Source organism: Microlunatus elymi, assembly GCF_007362775.1.
GTDB classification, from domain to species: Bacteria; Actinomycetota; Actinomycetes; order Propionibacteriales; family Propionibacteriaceae; genus Microlunatus; species Microlunatus elymi.
Map to the genome: position 1 here is coordinate 1,126,151 of NZ_CP041692.1, position 18,929 is coordinate 1,145,079.

At 64.0% G+C, this 18,929-nt stretch carries 17 protein-coding genes; 13 read left to right on the top strand and 4 right to left on the bottom strand.

From position 1 onward, the window contains the following. Nucleotides 1-4: 4 nt before the first annotated feature. Nucleotides 5-1,576, top strand: a complete 1,572-nt coding sequence (locus FOE78_RS23780) for a M23 family metallopeptidase (RefSeq protein WP_228266180.1) — start codon at nt 5-7, stop codon at nt 1,574-1,576. Nucleotides 1,577-1,629: 53 nt separating this feature from the next. Here FOE78_RS23780 and FOE78_RS05015 read toward each other — a convergent pair whose 3' ends face one another. From FOE78_RS05015 to FOE78_RS05025, 3 genes are read right to left on the bottom strand one after another with little or no spacing between them, the layout of a single operon-like run. Next, nucleotides 1,630-2,079, bottom strand: coding sequence for a Rieske (2Fe-2S) protein (locus tag FOE78_RS05015; protein WP_143985330.1), 450 nt, complete (start codon nt 2,077-2,079; stop codon nt 1,630-1,632). Then, on the bottom strand, nt 2,076-3,221 hold the full coding sequence (locus FOE78_RS05020; protein WP_143985331.1) for an amidohydrolase family protein: 1,146 nt from the start codon (nt 3,219-3,221) through the stop codon (nt 2,076-2,078). Before FOE78_RS05020 ends, FOE78_RS05015 begins: the two co-directional genes overlap by 4 nt. Nucleotides 3,222-3,257: 36 nt before the next feature. Then, on the bottom strand, nt 3,258-4,319 hold the full coding sequence (locus FOE78_RS05025) for a Gfo/Idh/MocA family protein (RefSeq protein WP_143985332.1): 1,062 nt from the start codon (nt 4,317-4,319) through the stop codon (nt 3,258-3,260). A gap of 462 nt (nt 4,320-4,781) precedes the next feature. On the opposite strand from FOE78_RS05025, the gene FOE78_RS05030 reads away from it, so the two are divergent. The 10 genes from FOE78_RS05030 to FOE78_RS05075 all read left to right on the top strand — a co-directional run bounded on the left by FOE78_RS05030 (nt 4,782) and on the right by FOE78_RS05075 (nt 15,618). Then, a complete protein-coding gene (locus tag FOE78_RS05030) occupies nt 4,782-5,966 on the top strand; it encodes an ABC transporter substrate-binding protein (RefSeq protein ID WP_168207388.1) in 1,185 nt (394 codons plus the stop codon). Nucleotides 5,967-6,038: 72 nt separating this feature from the next. Then, the gene (locus FOE78_RS05035) at nt 6,039-6,977 is read left to right on the top strand and encodes a carbohydrate ABC transporter permease (RefSeq protein ID WP_168207389.1); all 939 of its coding nucleotides are present in this window, start codon (nt 6,039-6,041) and stop codon (nt 6,975-6,977) included. Then, nucleotides 6,977-7,927 (top strand): carbohydrate ABC transporter permease, encoded by a 951-nt coding sequence (locus FOE78_RS05040; protein ID WP_210414817.1) that lies wholly within the window; start codon nt 6,977-6,979, stop codon nt 7,925-7,927. The genes FOE78_RS05035 and FOE78_RS05040 overlap by 1 nt, the downstream gene beginning before the upstream one ends. A 9-nt stretch (nt 7,928-7,936) precedes the next feature. Then, complete coding sequence (locus FOE78_RS05045) at nt 7,937-10,012, top strand: hypothetical protein (protein WP_143985335.1); 2,076 nt, start codon at nt 7,937-7,939, stop codon at nt 10,010-10,012. A gap of 9 nt (nt 10,013-10,021) precedes the next feature. After that, a complete protein-coding gene (locus FOE78_RS05050; protein ID WP_143985336.1) occupies nt 10,022-11,035 on the top strand; it encodes a LacI family DNA-binding transcriptional regulator in 1,014 nt (337 codons plus the stop codon). Beyond that, nucleotides 11,032-11,796, top strand: coding sequence for an SDR family NAD(P)-dependent oxidoreductase (locus FOE78_RS05055; RefSeq protein ID WP_143985337.1), 765 nt, complete (start codon nt 11,032-11,034; stop codon nt 11,794-11,796). The genes FOE78_RS05050 and FOE78_RS05055 overlap by 4 nt, the downstream gene beginning before the upstream one ends. Beyond that, nucleotides 11,796-12,980: a CaiB/BaiF CoA transferase family protein gene (locus FOE78_RS05060; protein ID WP_143985338.1), complete on the top strand. Its 1,185-nt coding sequence runs from the start codon at nt 11,796-11,798 to the stop codon at nt 12,978-12,980. The genes FOE78_RS05055 and FOE78_RS05060 overlap by 1 nt, the downstream gene beginning before the upstream one ends. Further along, on the top strand, nt 12,977-13,762 hold the full coding sequence (locus tag FOE78_RS05065) for an enoyl-CoA hydratase/isomerase family protein (protein WP_143985339.1): 786 nt from the start codon (nt 12,977-12,979) through the stop codon (nt 13,760-13,762). Before FOE78_RS05060 ends, FOE78_RS05065 begins: the two co-directional genes overlap by 4 nt. Before the next feature lie 26 nt (nt 13,763-13,788). Next, on the top strand, nt 13,789-14,598 hold the full coding sequence (locus FOE78_RS05070; protein ID WP_168207391.1) for an SMP-30/gluconolactonase/LRE family protein: 810 nt from the start codon (nt 13,789-13,791) through the stop codon (nt 14,596-14,598). A 15-nt stretch (nt 14,599-14,613) separates the two neighbouring features. Beyond that, nucleotides 14,614-15,618, top strand: coding sequence for an NAD(P)-dependent oxidoreductase (locus tag FOE78_RS05075; protein WP_143985341.1), 1,005 nt, complete (start codon nt 14,614-14,616; stop codon nt 15,616-15,618). A gap of 10 nt (nt 15,619-15,628) precedes the next feature. Here the strand turns inward: FOE78_RS05075 and FOE78_RS05080 are convergent, their stop codons facing one another. After that, nucleotides 15,629-16,711 (bottom strand): endo-1,4-beta-xylanase, encoded by a 1,083-nt coding sequence (locus FOE78_RS05080; RefSeq protein ID WP_143985342.1) that lies wholly within the window; start codon nt 16,709-16,711, stop codon nt 15,629-15,631. A 264-nt stretch (nt 16,712-16,975) separates the two neighbouring features. Here FOE78_RS05080 and FOE78_RS05085 point away from each other — a divergent pair, with 264 nt between their 5' ends. Further along, nucleotides 16,976-17,701 (top strand): PIG-L deacetylase family protein, encoded by a 726-nt coding sequence (locus FOE78_RS05085; protein ID WP_143985343.1) that lies wholly within the window; start codon nt 16,976-16,978, stop codon nt 17,699-17,701. Between the two features lie 169 nt (nt 17,702-17,870). Continuing rightward, a complete protein-coding gene (locus FOE78_RS05090; protein ID WP_143985344.1) occupies nt 17,871-18,881 on the top strand; it encodes a LacI family DNA-binding transcriptional regulator in 1,011 nt (336 codons plus the stop codon). Nucleotides 18,882-18,929 lie beyond the last annotated feature (48 nt).

The following is an 18,929-nucleotide window of genomic DNA, read 5'->3' on the forward strand; positions in this document are numbered from 1 at the left end:
CCGGATGATGGTCGTCGGAGTCTTGGTCATCGGCGTCGTACTCGGGTTGCCCTTTCTCGGTTTCATGACTGCGCGCAACGCGACGCCGCCGAAGACCTGTGTTGGGGACGGCGCGTCCCAGCCGCTGGCCGGACCGGTCCCGAATGTCGCGGGCCTGACTAGTGCACAAGTCGGCGTGGCCAAGATCATCTGGACGCAAGCACGACGACTTGCCAATCGACTCGGCGGTCCGGCCGATCAAGCCGCAGTGATCGCCATCGCGGTCGCGTCCCAGGAGAGCGACTTGGGAGCAAATCCTGCTACGACGCGGCCGAACGCCGACGGTGACGCCGGTCCATTCCAGCAACGTACGCTGCCGGGCTGGTACGGCACGCTCGCCCAGGTCACCAATCCCGCGTACGCCGCAATGACGTTCCTTGTCGGGCACACGGTCACCCGCGAGCAGTACCCCCAGGCTCGTGCGGCGGGCGTTCAGCCCGCAGGAGGCGCTGGCCATCACATCCCGGGTCTCGCAGATGTCCGTGGCTGGCCGGACATGGACATCATCGACGCGGCTGACCGAGTCCAGCGGTCCGCGTTTCCGGACGCGATCGCCGACGACATCCCGCTCGCACGCCAGCTTGTAGCCACCTTCGACTCCGGATCGTCGGCACCACAAGCCGCCACCATCAGTTCGGTAACGGACTCCGGATGTGCAGGTGACTCGTCCGGATCATCCTGCCCACCCTCGGGATCGCCGGCCGAAGCTCGACTGGAGCCGGACACCCTGCTGGTGCTGCGCTGCGTGAAGCAGCAGTTCCCCGAGATCACAACGTTCTATGGGTACCGGTCGCACGACCCGTACCCCGACCACCCGTCTGGCCGAGCGGTCGATCTCATGATCAGCTCTGCCTTCCGCGACTACAGCAGCCCCAAGGCCGTGGCGTACGGGAACAGGGTCGCCGAGTGGGTCAAGGCCCACCACGCCGAACTAGGCGTGCAGTACATCATCTACCACCAGCGAATCTGGAACGTCCAACGCAACAACGAAGGTTGGCGTCGCATGCCTGACCGGGGCAGCCCCACGGCCAACCACATGGACCACGTGCACGTAACGACCTACGGCGATGCCGCGAGGCCGACGGCACTGACGCCGGACGCTGACGCCGGCACGGCGGTGACGCCTGTCGAGCACTACACGCTCAGCGCAACCTTCGGCCAGGTCGGCTCGTGGGCTCGCTATCACACCGGTCTCGACTTCGCGGCCCCGATCGGCACTGAAGTTCGTGCCGCAGAAGCGGGCATCATCACCCACGCCGGCTACGGCAATGCCACCACCTGGGCAGGGCAGTACATCACCATCAAACACGCCGACGACACCAGTACCTTGTACGCCCACCTGTCGCGAATTGACGTTCATCAAAGCCAGTCGGTGGCCACAGGTAAACCGATCGGCGCGGTGGGAGTCACGGGACGCAGCTTCGGCCCGCACCTGCATTTCGAGGTCTACCCCGAGGGCGTTTCGCCGGGAGACATTTACAGAGCCGTCGATCCCAAAGAATGGTTGGAGCGACGTGGTGTTCAATTCGAAGATTGAGACTGTAGCGCTCCTCGCCTTGAACCTGGGGGGTCCCACCTCGTGACTGACGTTCAGCGTTCAGTCGGCTCAACTACGTCTGCGTCGTCAGTCGCGGCGCCGCGGTGTGCGGCGCGAGCAACCTCGCCTGGAACCGGCCCGGGCGACGATCGAAGATGCAAGAGAACGATGCCGTCAACGACCTCGGTCGGGTAGCCCCGGAGGCGAGCCCATGAACCAGGTGCGAGGTGGCGTCCGGTCTCCAGGTCGAACTCCCAGCCGTGCCAGGGGCACTGCAGGATCTCACCGTCGCGGCCGTACTCGTATTCGTACACATCGCCGGTGAGCATGGTGCCGGTGACGTTGCCGCGGCAAACGGGTGCGGCCATGTGAGGGCAGTGATTGCGCCAGGCTCGAACGGTGTCGCCGGCGCGGTAGAGGCCGATCTCCAGATTGCCTAGGGTGACGAGCAGAATGCCGCGGTCAGGGATTTCGGACAGGCGTGCGACCTCGTACGCGGTCATTCGGCTTGATCTGCTGGCAGCGGGTGGGTCGCCGGCGAACGATGCTCTGGCTGCGTTGTCCGTGCCGAGCGCGGCGGCCGCTCCCGCAGTTGGTAGAGCTCGGCTGCGGTGCCGGACATGATTCGTTGCCTCACGTCGCGATCGAGCCGTCGAAACAGTAGTCGTGGATTGTCGCTGTCCCAGTGCGGATAGTCGGAGGAGAACATCACGGTGCGTTCGGCGGCCATCATGCCGAATATCCGACCAAGGTCGTCCGGTCCGTCCGGCTCCTCGATCGGCTGGGTGGTGAGCCGGATGTGATCCCTGATGTAATCCGACGGACGCCGCGTGAGCCACGGCACGGTGTCTCGCAGTGCCATGAAGTTCTTGTCCAGGCGCCACATCAGGTGGGGCAGCCAGGACAGGCCTCCTTCGACGACAACGACGCGCAAAGTCGGGATCCGTTCGAACACACCTTCGCAGACCAGACTTGCCACTTGTGCCATCGCCGTAAGCGGCAGCAGTGTGTGCCATTCGAGATACCGCGATGGGTACCCGACAGGGGTCGGCGGTGACGCGCTGCCGGCACCTTCGGCTCCGGGGTGCAGCGCGACCGGCAGTCCGTGAGCCGCGGCTGCTTCGTAGATGGGCAGGTAGTGGCGTTGCCCGCACGGCCGCCGAGTGGTGGATGCCATCAGCACTTGAACGATTCCCGGGTGTCCGGCCAACCGTTCGATCTCACCGACGGCGGCCGAAGGGTCATCGGAGTTGATCAGGATCGACCCTTGTAGCCGGGGACTGACGGTAAGCCACTCTTCGACGGTCGCATCGTTGACGGCTCGGGCGACGGCATTGAGATAGTCGGGATCGGTTCCCAGCGGCAGCACGAACGGGCCGGTCAGAATTGCGTAGTCGATATCGTACCGGTCGAGGTGATCTTGAAGCAGGAACGCCGGGTCGCTGGCCGGGTCTCCGCCGGCGGGTGGGAGTGTGTCGCTGCGCAGCACACCGCGTGGGTTGAGATAGCCGGTCCCGGCGCCTAGTCCGACCGCGACCCATCGGTCGCGCCAGGGCGGCGGAAGTCGATCATGCAGGTGCGGCAACGCTTGGTGTACGTCGGTGTCGATCAACGACGCCGACTTCTGCTCGGCACAATCAGTCATCGTCGACTTTCGTCGGTGCATGCTCGACTGTCGTCGTCACTTGTCCAGGTGGCGAACCAGCTCGGCGAACAGCTGGAGGTCAGTGACGAAGTCTTCTGGGCTCGTTTTCGGCTTCTCGCCGGCGCTCACGCAGTGGTGGAAGTACTCCCACTCGTGGGTGTATGGGTCCTTGAGATGCGGCCGACGGACCGTCCGCGTGATCGCGTCCCCGCTGGTCTGCTCCACCTCGAGGGTGGTCGGCAGATGGCGCACATATGGCGTGTCGTATTGCACTCGGAAGCTGGCATGCTCGCCGAAGACCTCCAGGTGAGCGTCGAAGCGAAGCTGCTCGTCGACGCCGGTCTCGTAGGAGACGACGAAGTCGTCATACTCCAGCATGGCTGCGATGAAGTTGCCGTCGCGCCACTGGCGGGCGGCATGCACGCCGCGTGCTGGGCCGAGGAGTTCTCGCATGGCCGACAGGTCGTGGCTTCCCAGGCCGCACAGTAGCCGGTACGCGCCGGCCACGGCTGGGTCGACGTCGCCGATCGCGTCGAGAACGAGTGCACGCCCTTTGGCCCACCGCTCCTCGATGGCAGACTGCGGTAGATCCTGCGGTCGGACCACGTACGAGGTCTGGTCGATGATCAGCTGGTTGCGTCCGATCACGTCATGCACTCGGGCAAAGTTGACCCGGCCAAGGCTCGCCAGCATTTCCTTGGCTTCGAGGAACGCGGGAGCGAACCGCCGCATGTATCCGACCATCACCGTGCAGCCGCTGCGGTCACGCGCATCGATGATCGCTTCGGCTTCGCGCGGCGACAGACACATCGGCTTCTCCACGAGGACGTGAAGCCCCTGCTTCACGGCCTGGATGACTGCCTCGGCGTGGTATTCGTCACTGCTGAGCACGGCGACCGCATCGATGCCGCCGGCATTGATCAGATCCGAGCTGCTGGCGTAGCGGTTCGGGATCGCGAACCGGTCACCGACTGTGCGCACGAGCTCTGGCGACACGTCGCATGCTGAGTGAACTTCAAACAGTTCTGTTAGCGCCGACAGCAGCGGCAGATGCACCACCTGGGCGACTTCTCCGAGGCCGATGACACCGAGTTTCATGGGAGCTCCTCTCGCGGGGCAGCAGTGCGCCGCGTTTGATCTGGCGTCGGCGGCTACCGCCGGACTGCCGTTCCAATTCGATTTGGATGCCGGGAGGGACGTTAGCCCTGGATCGTGGTTTTGGGAAGGCCTTTCGACAGCGATCGAAGGACGCCGATCAAGGAGGAAGCACCACAGATTGGCCAAGGACCGCGTAAATCTGGGGACACCGGGCCGTTGACAGGCTGCTGGCGGCTGACCTAGCGTTGTGCAAGTCGATTTGCGCAGTTCTTTCCCCTCGGCCCAGGATGATCTGGGGACGAGCACTCCAACCAAAGTCGGGAATGGGGTCTTGAGATGGTGACAAAGTCGTCTCGTCTGGTGATTGCCGCCGCAGCAGTGGCAACCTGCGCTGCTCTTGCAGCGTGCTCGGTGGGGACCAAGCCCACCGGACCAACCTCGGGCAGTGCGACACCGCAGAAGGTGTCTGCCCCCACCAAACCGGTCACGATCACGTTCGCGTCCTGGGTGGGTGATCAGCCGGCAATGAAGAAGCTCTACGCCGGGTTCCACCAGGAGTATCCGAACATCACGGTCAAGTTCAACAACATCCCTTCCGACTCCGAGCAGCAGAAGCTGGTCACGATGGTGGCCGGTGGCACCGCGCCGGACGTGGCGTACATGGACAGCTCCGGCGTCGCCGACTTCGCTTCGCGTGGCGCGCTGGTTGGTCTGGACGGGTACATCTCCGGCGGGGGTGTCATCAAGAAGGATGACTACGTCAAGAACTTCACCGAGAACTCGATCTACAAGGGCACCATGTACGGCCTGCCGTTCGACAACGAGACAACCGGTCTGTTCTTCCGCACCGACTTGTTCAAGCAGGCGGGCATCAGTGGCCCTCCGAAGACGTGGGACGAGCTGCAAGCCGACGCACAGAAGCTGACTCAACCAGCGCAGAAGCGAAGCGGCATTGCGATCTTCGGGCCCGAGTCCGGCTATTACGTCCAGCCGTTTGTGGCGTCGGCAGGCGGTCAGATGCTGTCCAACGACGGCAAGAAGGCTCTGATGGACTCTCCGGAGGCCGTTCGAGGCGCCGCGTTCTACACCGGTCTGGCCAAGTACGCTCCGGCGGACTACCTGAACTCGAACTCCTACGACGGCCGGGTCGCCTTCGAACACGGGCAGGTTGCGATGTACATCGCCGGCTCCTGGTTCGGCGGATCGCTGATCAGCGAGGCGCCGAACATCAAGGGCAAGTGGGCGACGGCGATGATCCCGCAGGACAAGAAGTGCGCGACGCAGGTCGCCGGCGACAGTCTCGTGATGTTCGACCAGTCAAAAAACAAGGATGCGGCTTGGCTGTGGATGCAGTACCTCTCTCGGCCGGACAGCCTGAAGACGTGGAACGTCGGACAGCCGGACAGCACCGAGCTGCCGCCGCTGAAGTCGCTGCTCAATGACCCGGCGACCTTCAAGGGCAAGGAGTGGCTCAAGTCGTTCGCCTCGATGATGTCCTGCCAGGTCATCACCCAGAACAGCGCCCAGTGGGGTCAGATCCAGGACCACCTCAACGACGAACTGACGAAGGTCATCTACGGCAAAGCCACGGCCCAAGAAGCCATGCAGGACACGGCGAAGTACGCGAACCAACTCTTGGCCAAATGATCAAGGCAACACGGGTCAGGTGATCCCGTGTGACGTCGCAACCGGGGTGCACCGATGGAGGTAAGTCAAACGATGGCAACCCATGAGGTCGCGGCGCCGGCCAGGGCTCGGCGCCGACGGACGGTCAGGCAAGACATGCGACGCGAGTGGAGCGCGTACGCGTTCCTGTCGCCGGGGCTGATCCTGTTCACCATCTTCACCCTGGCCGCTCTGGCCTTCTCCTTCTACCTGAGTTTCCACTCGTGGTCGATCATCGAGTCCTACAAGCCGTTCGTCGGGATGCAGAACTACAAGGACGCGCTGAGCGATCCCGACCTCGGTCAAGCGGTGATCAACACCGGCTACTTCACCATCGGGTCCATCCCGCTGACGATGGCCGCGGGGTTGATCATCGCCTTGATGCTGAACCAGCAGATCTGGGGAAGGGCGATCTTTCGTGCGATCTTCTATCTGCCCGTCATCACCCCGATGGTGGTCTCCTCGATCGTCTGGAAATTCATCTACAACGGCGATTACGGCATCCTCAACTACTACTTGCAAAACATCGGTTTGGTGCACCACCCCATCAGCTGGCTCTCGGATCCGAATCTGGCCATGCCGGCGGTCATCATCATGTCCGTATGGCAGAACCTTGGATTCGCCATGGTCATCTACCTCGCGGGCCTGCAGTCGATCCCGCAAAGCTACTACGAAGCAGCCCGGGTCGACGGGGCCAACAGCGTCCAACAACTTCTCCGGATCACCATCCCGCTGCTGGCACCGACCACACTGTTCCTGGTGGTGACGTCGGTCATCGGCTCGTTCCAGGTGTTCACGCAGATCTACATCATGACCAACGGCGGCCCGGTCGGACGGACGAACACCATCATGTACTTCATCTACCAGAACGCGTTCCAGTTCTTCAAGATGGGATACGCGTCCGCGTTGTCCGTGCTTCTGATGCTGATGCTCGGTGTCTTCACGATCCTGCAGTTGCGGATCTACCGGCCAGGGTCAGGAGGTGATCTGTGATGGCATCGACCGGACAGATGCTCAGTCGAGCGGCGGCGTCGCCACACTCAGCATCGCGCGCGGCTCATCGACGCAAACCGGTTTCGGCCCTTGGTGTCGTCCTGCTGATCATCAGGTACGTGATCTTGATCGCCGGCGCGATCGTCTGCCTGGCGCCGTTCGCATGGATGGTGAGTGCGTCATTCCAACACGAGGGAGACATCTTCAGCTGGCCGATCCACTGGATCCCGAAGAATCCGACCATCCAGAACTACACGTCGTTCTTCGGTTCGGGCGGCCATATCGGGACCTGGCTGTTCAACAGCACACTCGTCGCGGTCGTCACGACGGTGCTGCAGCTGTTTCTCGACTCGCTGATGGCCTACGCCTTCGCGAAGCGGCGCTTCCCGGGTCGGTCCTGGCTGTTCGGACTGTTTCTGGCCACCCTGTTGGTCCCCGGTCAGATGACGACGATCCCCAACTACCTGATCTTGAAGCACATCCCGTTCTTCGGCGGCAACAATGCGTTGGGATCAGGTGGGCACGGCTGGCTCGACTCATATGCCGGCCTGATCGTCCCGGCCGTGGTGAGCGCGTTTGGCATCTTCCTGATTCGCCAGTTCATGGTGAGCATTCCCGACGAGCTGCTGGACGCGGCCCGCGTCGAAGGGGCCTCGGAGTTTCGAATCTTCTGGTCGATCGTCCTCCCGCTGTGCAAGCCGGTGCTGGCAGCGAACGCGATCTTCACCTTCGGATTCTTCTGGAACGACTTCTACTGGCCGTTGATCGTCATGAGCAGCCCACAGCATTACACGCTGTCCTTGGGGCTGGCTCTGTTCGTCGGCGCGCACCAGACGGCTTGGACACTGCTGATGGCTGGGTCTGTGATCGCTACGATCCCGGTACTGATCGTCTTCCTGATCTTCCAGCGCTACTTCGTCAGCGGCATTTCCATGACTGGCATGAAATAGGAGACTGTTGTGGAACGTGGAGTGTACTTCGACGGCTGGTTCCCACGGCAGCATTGTTATCACCCGAGTCTGCCGCCTCGCCGGTTGACGATGGTTGAGGATCTTGCCGCCTACCGGGCAACGATGCTGGTGTGGTCGGCTCTGGGCGGTGGCGTCGTTTCCCTGCCGTACCTGGAAGACGAGGCGCACGGGGCGATTCCCGCACGCTTTCGCTTCTACGGCTTTCTCAACGACGCAGAGTTCATCCAGGAATGCCGGAAGCGGGGCATCACCGTCTTCGGGGTGGTCTTCGAACACGCGTGGGAGTTCCCGGTCGAACTGAACGACGACGAGAGCGTCGTGCTCTCGCTGAACGAGACCCGAGGCGCCGGCAAGGCGGACTGGCTGGGACTGCGTGAGTTCTGGCAGAACCGTTACCCGAAGCTCTGGCCGACGTTCGAGTCCTATTTCCCGGATGGCATTCGTTCCACCGACGGCCAACCGGTGACCGACCCGCTGGAAGAGTGCGCACAGCGCAACATCCACGGTGACCCACTGCACGCGCTGTGGATCGAGGTGCCCGGCTCCGAGCACTACAACATCATGATGGAGCGAAACAACCCGGTGTGGCGTGAGTACCTCAAGGGTGTGATCCGCACCCAGATCGACGCCGGGGTCCAGGGAATCCAGTTCGACGAGGCGGAGACCCCGATCACTTCGCTGCAGTACGGCGGCTGCTTTTGCCACACCTGTATGTCCGGGTTCCGCGAATTCCTGCAGCAGGCACCGAGCCGACCGGCCGAGCTTGATCGAGCCGACCTGGAAACTTTCCACTACGGCGAGTGGTTGTTGGCGCGCGGCTACGACTTCACCACAAATCGTGAGCAGACACCTCTGTTCGACTCCTACATGCGGTTTCAGCGACAGAACATCGTCCGCTACTTCGGCGAGCTGGCCGACTATGCCCGCAGCTACGCTGCCAGCAAGAACCGAGACATCAAGATCACCGGCAACTTCTTCAACCTCTTCGAGCACTACTACCCGATGCGCGAGAAGGTGGATGTCATCGTCACCGAGATGCGCAACACCACCTACCGGCAGCCGGCCTGGTATAGGCACGCGGCAGCATTTGCGGGCGAGAAGCCACTCGTCGTCGTGGAGAATCCGTACGGTGGGGTGGTTCCCGATCTCCTCAACGCGCTGCGGTCCGGTCGCGAATTCGACCGGTTCCGGCTGTCGATCTACGAAGCGGCGGCACTGGGGGTGAACATGAGCCTGCCGTACGGGTCATGGATGGGCAGCGAGATCGAGGACGCCTTCTACGCCCCCCATGAACTCTGCCTTGAGGCGGGCAACTTCCTGGCCGATCACGAAGACCTGTTCGCGCCGGCCACCTACTCACGGCTTGCGGTGGTGTTCAGCGCCGGGAGCGCCTTCCGGCGAATAGCCCCGCCGGATCTGATGGGGGACACCGGCGACAATCGGGTCAACCGGCAGGTCGCCGACCGTGGCCCGTTCTGGTCGGTCGCGGAGGCGTTGAGCGACGCCGGGCACGTGTACGACGTCGTGTACTTCCCGGACGACGAACTTGGCACCGACCACGTCACCGCGACCGCACTGGAGCAATACACCACGATCGTCCTGCCCGGATGCACTTACCTCACCGACAGGCAAGCGGTTGCGGTGCAGGCTGCATTGGAGCGTGGGGCGAGGGTGATCGCCACCGCCGAGGTGTGCGCAGACCGGCCGGAGATCGCGAACCATCCGGCGTACGATCACATGGCCGGGGCAGCCGATCTGACACGAGTCCTCGAACCCCAGATCGCCGCCGACGGGCTGGGCGACACGGCGTACAACATCGTCCAGTTACCCGGCGGCGATGCCGCAATCCATCTGATCCGTTACGACTACGATCCGGTCACCGATGCCGTTCCGGTGATCGAGAAGGCGCGGATCGAGGTGACGCTGCCGCAAGGGTTCCAACGGGTTGCTGCAGTCAGCCCACACGGTGACTTCGAAGCGACCCTGGAGGCTGTCGAAGGCGAGCGGTACCGGCTGCTGGTGGGCCAGGTTCCCTTGTACGGCATCATCCGGATGTCGAGATAGGACGTTCGCATGGCACTGACCTCCAACCCCCGCACGCGTGCCACGATCAAGCAGGTCGCCGAACACGCCGGGGTCAGCGAAACGACCGTTTCGCATGTGCTCTCCGGGAACCGTCCGGTCGCCGAGTCCACCCAGGAACGTGTGCGTCGAGCAGTCCGGGAGGTCGGCTATCGGCCCAGCAGCATTGCGCGGAGCCTGCGGATCAGCCGATCGATGACGGTTTCCTTGATCATCCCGGATCTGACCAACCCGTTCTACACGGTTCTCGCGCGGGGGCTGGCCGACGAACTGGATGCCCAGGGCTATCGGCTGACGATCTGCAACACCGACGGTGCTCGCGATCGTGAGCAGGATTTCATCGACGACGCACTCGACCGCCACGTCGACGGCATTGCGATGACGTCGTACCACCTGGCTACCTCGGAGGTGCAACGGGTGATCGATCTCGGGGTACCGATCGTCTGCATGGGCGAAAGCATCGATCACCCCAGCGTCGATCGGGTCATCACCGACGGCGAACAGGGCGCCTGGGAGGCAACCCGCCATCTGTTGGAACGCGGATCACAGCGGATCGCCATGATCGCCGGCGCAAAGGATCTCAACAACGATCGAATCAGTGGCTATCGCAGCGCTCTGCGATCGGTTGGGCGGCGCGTGTCCCGCAAACTCGTCGCTTACGGCGAATGGACCAGAGATGGAGGCCGCCAGGCCATGCACTCGTTGATCAAGATCGATCCGAAGATCGACGCCGTGTTCTGCGGCAACGACTTGATGGCCATCGGCGCGATGGATGCACTGACCGAGATCGGCCGGTCCATCCCCGACGACGTCGCACTGGTCGGATTCGACGACATCGACGCCGCCTCGCTGGTGCGTCCCGCACTGACGACAATCGCCAACCCCGCCTACGACTCCGGCCGGGCAGCGGGAAAGCAGCTGCTGCAGCGCATGCTGGGAGAGCGAACCGGACCCCGAACAATCACCACACTGCCCTGCAACCTCAGAATCCGGGAGTCGGCATGAGACTGGACGACCGAGTGTGCCTGGTCACCGGTGCCGCTGCCGGCATCGGTGAGGCGATCGCCACCCGACTGGCAACAGAGGGCGCCACGGTCGGGTTGGCCGACCGCGATCTGGACAAGGCGACCCTTGTCGCGGATCGAATTGGTGGGTCCGCATGGCGGGCCGACGTTTCCCAAAGCGCCGACGTGGCGCAATTCGTCGGTGAGGCCGCAGAAAGATTCGGTCGCATCGACGCCATCGTGAACAACGCCGGCATCGCCGTCGGCGGAACCGTCGCCGACACCACCGAGGACGACTGGCAACGGGTACTCAGCACGAACCTGACCGGCGTCTGGCGCGGAATGAAGTACGCCCTGCCGCATCTGATCCAGAGCAAGGGCTGCATTGTCAATCTGTCCAGCGTGCAGGCGCTGGTCGGAATGCCCGGATGGGCCGCATATGCGGCCACCAAAGGCGCCATCATCGCGCTAACGCAGCAGGCAGCCGTGGAATACGGCGCCGACGGCGTCCGGGTGAACTGCCTGGCCCCGGGAACGATCATGACACCGATGAACGAGCAGATCTTCGCCCACGCATCCGACCCCGACGCACTGATCGCGAGTTGGAACGCTTCCCACGCACTCGGCCGGTTCGGCCGACCGAGCGAGGTCGCCGCCGCAGCCGCATATCTGATCAGTGACGACGCCTCATTCGTCACCGGCAGCTGCCTGCGGGTGGATGGTGGCCTGAGCATCCTGGGACCCACCGGGCGGGCCGACTGATGGCCGAACATCCAGCGGCGCTCGACGGCATCCGCGTGCTCGACTTCAGCCAGATGATGCTCGGTCCCTTCGCCACCCAGGTGTTGGCCGACCTGGGAGCCGACGTGATCAAGATCGAACGACCGCACAAGGGCGAGTGGGAACGCGGACTCACCTTTGCAGGCCAGTTGTTCGACGGCGACTCCGCAGCCTTCCTGGCGATGAACCGAAACAAGCGTTCGGTGGCGGTCGACCTCAAGGCACCAGGAGCTCGTGACGCCCTCCTGCGACTGGGGCAGACGTGCGACGTCGTGGTGGAGAACTTCAGGCCGGGCGTGATGGACCGCCTCGGCCTCGGTTACGACGACTTCCGCGCCGTACGTCGCGACATCATCTACTGCTCCGGCTCCGGCTGGGGACAACGCACCAAGTACGCCGCAATGAATCGCCCCGGTCAGGATCTGCTGATCCAGGCAGCCACCGGGCTCGCCTTCAACACCGGGACCGCTGATGATCCACCTACCGCAGCCGGAACCTCGATCTGCGACGCGACCGCCGCCCTCACACTGTCCAACGGGATCCTGGCCGCGCTCTTCGCCAGGGAACGGCACGGTATCGGCCAACGAGTCGAAGTCGATCTCTACCACGCCACCATGGCCATCCTTTGCCAGGAGCTGTCGGCGATGACGAACCTGGGCCTCGATTTCGAACGGTCCGAGGCCGGCGTTGCACAGCCGTGGCTGTCGGCACCGTTCGGCATCTACCCGACGGTGGACGGCTGGATCGCGATCGCGATGGGCGACCTGGCCGCCGTCGCCCGGGTGTTTGACGATCAAGTACTCGCCGATCTGGACCCTTGGGACGATCGCGACGCGATCAAACGGCGGATCGAACACCGCAGCAAGGAACGCGGCAGCGACGAATGGCTGACAGCCCTGCTGGACGCCGGTCTATGGGCAGCTCCGGTGCGCACGATGAAGGAAGCGATGGACGAGCTGGTCGCCGACGACTCGGAACTGGTCGTCGAGATCGATGATGTCGACGGCAGGACCCTGCGCTTGGTCGGGTGCCCGATCACCCTGTCCGAGACCCCCTGGACACAACGCCGCAGGCCACCTGCGGTCGGCGAGCACACCCATGAAGTCCTCGCCGCGGTACTGGACGACACCGAACTGGACGAGCTCCGGCGAGCGGGAGCGCTATGAGGCGGTTGCATGAGCATCTGATCGAGGATCGCCGAGACGAAGTCGCGATCCTGCGGATCGAGCGCGAGGAGGCCCTCGGCGCGTTGTCACGCAGTCTCGTCGAGTCGATCGGCAGCTACTTCGAGGCGCTGCGCGATGATCCCGCGGTACGGGTGTTGCTGCTCACCGGCACGGGGAAAGGGTTCATCGCCGGCGCAGACATCGGGGAGTATCACGCCGTCAGTTCCGACGAATTCGACTCCTATCAGCGACTCAGTAGGCGAGTGTTCAGCACGCTGGAGTCGCTGCCGCAGATCACCATCGCCGCGGTCAACGGGTACGCACTGGGCGGCGGGTTCGAGGTGGCGTTGTGCTGCGACCTCGTGGTCGCCGCTGAACGGGCGCGCTTCGGCCTGCCGGAGATCAAGCTCGGCCTGCTACCCGGAGGCGGCGGCACCCAGAGGCTCGCCCGCGCCGCTGGGATTCGGTTCGCCACCGAGGCGGTGCTGACCGGCCGATTCATCGACGCCGACGAACTCCGCGCGAGCGGCGTGGTGTCCAGGGTTCATCCCGCCGGTGAGCTGATGGACCGCGCGATCGAGTTGGCCGAGGAGATCGCCGGTCGGCCACCGATGGCCGTCGCCGAGGCCAAACACGTGCTGCGCACTGGATTGGAAGGCGGCCTCGAGGACGGGCTGACGATCGAACAACAGGCGCTGTCGCGCCTGTTCGGCACGGCCGATGCCGCGGAAGGAATCAACGCCTTCCTCAACAAGCGTGAACCACGATTCGTGGGGAGATGAGATCCGTGCGGATCTTCTGCGACGGGATGATCACCGAACCACGCCTGGCACATCCCGAAGGCGTGGCGATCGATCGCGACGGCAACGTCTGGTGCGGTGGAGAGACCGGCCAGATCTACCGCATCGCGCCGGACGGCTGTCGGCGCGAGCTGGTAGCCAGCACCGGAGGGTTCTGCCTCGGTCTCGCCTTCGGGCCGAGCGGTGACCTGTTCGTCTGCGACCTGGCCCACGCCGCGGTCTATCGGCTGGACCCACGCTCCGGATCGGTTATGCCCTTCGCCAGCGGCGTCCCGGGACACACCCTCCGCATTCCGAACTATCCCGCCTTCGATGCCGCCGGCAGGCTCTACGTGTCGGACAGCTGGGCAATGCGCCAGCCAGGGCCTGGCATCCTGCGCTTCGACCCAGACGGTGACGGTGAGCTCTGGCACGCCGGCCCGTTCGACTTCGCGAACGGACTGGCCCTGAGTGCGGACGGCTCGTGGATTTATGTGGCAGAGACCTTCGGCCAGCGTGTGTCGGCCATTGAGATCCGTCCCGACGGCTCGGCAGGAGGCCGCAGGGTACTGGCCGAGCTGCCTGGGGACTACCCAGACGGCCTGGCCGTCGCAGCCGACGGCTCGGTCTTCGTCGGTTGCTACCAGCCCAGCAGGATTCTGCGCATCGACCCGTCGGGCACCGTGACCGTCGTCGCCGAGGACGTCAGCGCGCACATCCTGGCCCATCCGACAAACATCGCCTTCGCCAAAGAGAGCCTGATCGCCGCCAATCACGGCCGATGGCACCTGACCGAGATCGACGTCGGCGTCCGTGGGGTCCCGCTTCCGCCAACCTGAACAGGAGACCAGTTTATGAGCAAGCCTGCTGTCGTCATCGATCCGCACTTTCGCAGCATGGGCGAGATCTTTTCGACTGCTGATCGGCAGCGGCTCACCGAAGTCGTCGACGTGGTGTGGGGCAGGGACGAGCCGATGCCCGTCGAGCTCGCGCGCGAAGCGCTGGCCGATGCTCGCGCAGTGGTGTGTTCGGGTTGGCGATACGGCCCGGTGCCGACCAACGTGCGCGCCATACTCGACGTCTCGGGCGCGTTTCCGGCCGATCTCGACTACCGAGCCTGTTTCACCCAGGGCACTCGCGTGCTCTCGGCAGCCCCTGCCTTCGGTCCACAGGTCGCCGAAATGGCGTTGGCGCTCGCCCTCGCCGTGAGCCGCCAGGTCGTCGACGGCGATTCAGCCCTGAGGGCGGGGACCGAGAAATGGCTGCATGCCGGCAACACGGGCACGTTTCAGCTCTTCGATCAGCCGGTCGGCCTGATCGGGTACGGCAGCATCGCCCGCAACCTGCGTGAACTCTTGAGGCCGTTCGGATGCCCGATCTCGGTCTATGACCCGTGGCTGGCCGATGGTTACCTGCGCAGCCAGGGAGTCTCTCCGGTCGCGTTGCCCGAGCTGCTGAGCAGTTCTCGGGTGATCTTCGTCCTGGCGTCGCCGACGATGGAAAACGGCGCACTGCTGTCTCGCGAGATGCTCGAGCAGATCGACAGCAACTCGGTGCTGATCCTGATCAGTCGGGCGCACGTGGTGGACTTCGACGCGCTGACCGAACTGTTGATGGCGCGTCGATTCCGGGCCGGAATCGACGTCTTTCCCGCCGAGCCGCTCCCGGCCGATCATCCGATACGGTCCGCGCCGGGCACGGTGCTGTCCGCGCACCGGGCCGGGTCGATCCAGGAAGCGCTATGGGAGATCGGCCGGATGGTCGTAGACGACCTGGAAGCCGTCGCTTTGGACCTTCCTCCGCAACGGCTCCAGCAGGCACAGCCCGAATTGATCAATCGGCTGGTCCGATACCGGTGATCGCCGGCCGTCAACGTTGGCCGTGGTGCGGTAGCCGTGCACGTGGCGGCATCCAGTACGGGCGGCGTCGGGGCGCCCGGCTGAGTGCGCCGGATATCGCGCGATAGGCCGGCTTCGGCTTCAGGTCCGTGTCGTACGGGCAGGGTCGGCGGTCGGCACCGTCCGGCCGGGGATTGTCCTCGTTCTCCTCGGTCCAACGGTCCGACAGTCCGTACTGGATGACGGAAATCACGGCCTCCTCCTCCAACACGGTGTCGAGATAGCGGCGATACACGTCAGCGACCCCGCGATCGCGTGGACCAACAGCGGCCGGCAGGCCGTCGTCGATCACGTCCATCTCCGTGATGAGGATCTTCAGACCGCGATCGGCGACCTCACGCAGGAACCCCCGGAATTCGCGACGGTGGAAGCGTTCAGCGAAATCTGTTGCCAGCAGATGCGCCTCGATTCCGAGCGCGTGAAGGGGCACATCGGCACCCAGCAACGAATCGATCACCTCCAGCAACGCACGCTGGCGCGGAACCGGCTCGTCGCCGTACTGATTGACCGTGTCCAGGCCGAACTCGTTCAAGATCAACAACGCCCGCGGGTCCTGCTCGTGCGACTGGTAGAACGCCTCGGACACGTAGCCCGGCCCGATGGTGTTGTACCAAGGAACGTCGGTTCGCAAGCCGTGGTTGCCCTCCGGATCGGTGACCTCGTTACAAACGATCCATCCGGCGACCCGTCCGCGGTAGCGTCGTACCATGGCCCGCACGGTGGAAAACAACACCTTGCTGGCCCGTTCTTGAGACATCCCCCAAAGATCGTCGTCGCTCCAGCCGTCGCCGAACCCCTCGTCCCAGACAAGTCCGGGCGCGCCGATGATCAGCTGCCGATTGGCCTCGGCGAACTCAACGATCATGTCCGGGTAGGTGAAGTCCAGGCTCGAGGTCGGTGACGGCCGAAGGTGATACCAGAGGAAGTCGTCCTCGGGCCACAACATCGCCACTTCCTGGCGGAACAGAGCTGCGTACGCATCGTCGTCTGCGTACATCCAGGTGGAGATCGATCCGCCGTAGACGATGCCGCGGTGCCACGCGTCCTGCCACAACGCCCGAGGTCGCTCGCCGGCCGGTTGATGGGCGGAGGCTGGCGGTGCGACGGCTCCGGCCGCGATCAATCCTGCGGTACCGGCAAGAACACCACGGCGAGTGAATCGCGCCCGCGGTCGAAGCCTTTGTTGATCATGATCATGTTCCTCTGGTCGGTCACCGTTGACTCTTGCATCGAGGATGCAAATCGACTTGGATAACGCTAGACGTGGCCGCCAGGGCCAGTCAATAGCCCAGAACCGACAACTGTCGAAGGGGAACAGATGCTGCTGAACGAGATCACACGCGTCCTGGTTGTCGTGGCACACTGCGACGATGCCGAGTGGACGTTCGGTGGCACCGTAGCCCGTCTCGCCGACGCCGGGGCCGCGATCGACTACCTGATCGTCACGGACGGTGCCAGTGGAGGAGTCGACCTGTCGGTCACCGACGGGGAACTCGCCGCGACCCGCGCCGAGGAACAGCGTGCCGCCGCCAAGGTGCTGGGCGTCCGTAACGTCACGTTCCTGGACTACCACAACGACGAACTCCAGGTCAGTGTCGACCTCAAGCGCGACATCGTCCGGGAGATCAGGCGCACCAGACCGGATCTGATCCTGACCTGGACTCCCTACCGCAATCCAGACGCGTCGATCGACTGGGCCCACGGTGATCATCTGGCGGTGGGAGAGGCAACCCTTCAGGCCGCCTATCCTGAGGCGCTGATGCCTCGGATCCATCCGGAACTAACGTCCGAGGGTTTGGCGGCCCATGCCGTGCGCGAGATTTGGTATCCGGCGATGGCGGACGCCGACTGCTACATCGACGTCAGCGATGTCGTGGAGACGAAGATGGATGCGATTTGGTGCCACCAGAGCCAGAACGGCGAGGCCAACGGCGACCGATCCTGGCTCTTTGATCAGCGGGTCGCACCGCCGATGCACGACGCCGGTCGCTACCTCGCAGCCGCCTACGCCGAGAGGTTCCGTCGCGTCGTGGTCGGGGCCTGAGCTATCGCACAGCACCCTCGCTCATCCGCGGCGGGGTCGCGACTCACCGTGCGAGCGGATGCATCGCCGTGCCCCACGGCCGAGAGAGACCCCTTGACACCTGGCGACACGCTCTCTTACTGTGTTATCGGTTACATGTGTAATCGGTAACACAATCAAAGGCGATGCGATGACCGATCAGGTGACGGCGTACGACGTGGCAGCCCGCGCCCGGGTGTCCGTCGGAACGGTGTCACGGTTTCTGACGGGCAACGGCTACGTCGGCCAGGCGTCACGCGCTCGCATTAGCAAGGCAATCGAGGAACTGGGCTATGTCCGCAGCAGCGCGGCGTCCAGCCTGCGGTCTCGGAAGAGCGGCATGTTCGGATTCGTCGTGTCAGATTTGCGTAACCCGTTCACTGCGGAGTTGGCGGTCGCCATCCAAGAGCGAGCTCGCGAGGTCGGCTACGTGGTGTTCCTGGCGCACACGATGGGGTTGCCGGATCGGGCGATGGAGGCCATCGACCAGCTGCAAAGCCACGGCGTCGATGGAATCGTGATCACGCCGCCGGCCTCGGAGCAACTCATTCACCGGCTTGCAGAGCTGCGAGCGGGCGGCACTCCGGTCGTCGGCATCGGGCTCCGGACCAAGCCGCAGGTGATCGATCTGGCCACGGTCGACACCACGACAGGTGCACGGCAGATTGTGGATCACCTTGTCGAGCTCGGGCACACCCGAATTGGCTTCTTGGGAAGCGATCGGAGCAGCGGCCGGTATCGCGGGTACAAGTCCGGCCTGAGGGCTGCGGGCATCGGGCTGGATCAAGATTTGATCGGGATCGGCTCATCGGACCAGTCAGCGGTGTGGGATCTGGCCGAAGCGCTGCTGACGGGCAAGAACGCACCAACGGCGATCTTCGGCTTCAACGATGCAACCGCATTGGCGGTGCTGCAACGCGCCTACCAGAGCGGTCTGCGCGTGCCGGAGCACCTGTCGGTCGTCGGGTTCGACGACGTCGACCTCGCCGCGCACTCGGTGCCGCCGCTGACCACGATGGCACAACCCAAAGACGAGCTCGGACGTCGAGCCGTCGACATGATCATTCAACAATTGGGGGCCGGCATACAGGAGCCGACAACCGTGACGTTGACCCCCAAGCTCGTGATTCGCGCGTCGACTGGCGCGCCGGTCATGCGCTGATCGCGAGGAAGCGAGGAGTTCACATGTCCACATCGATCCGTTGCCAGG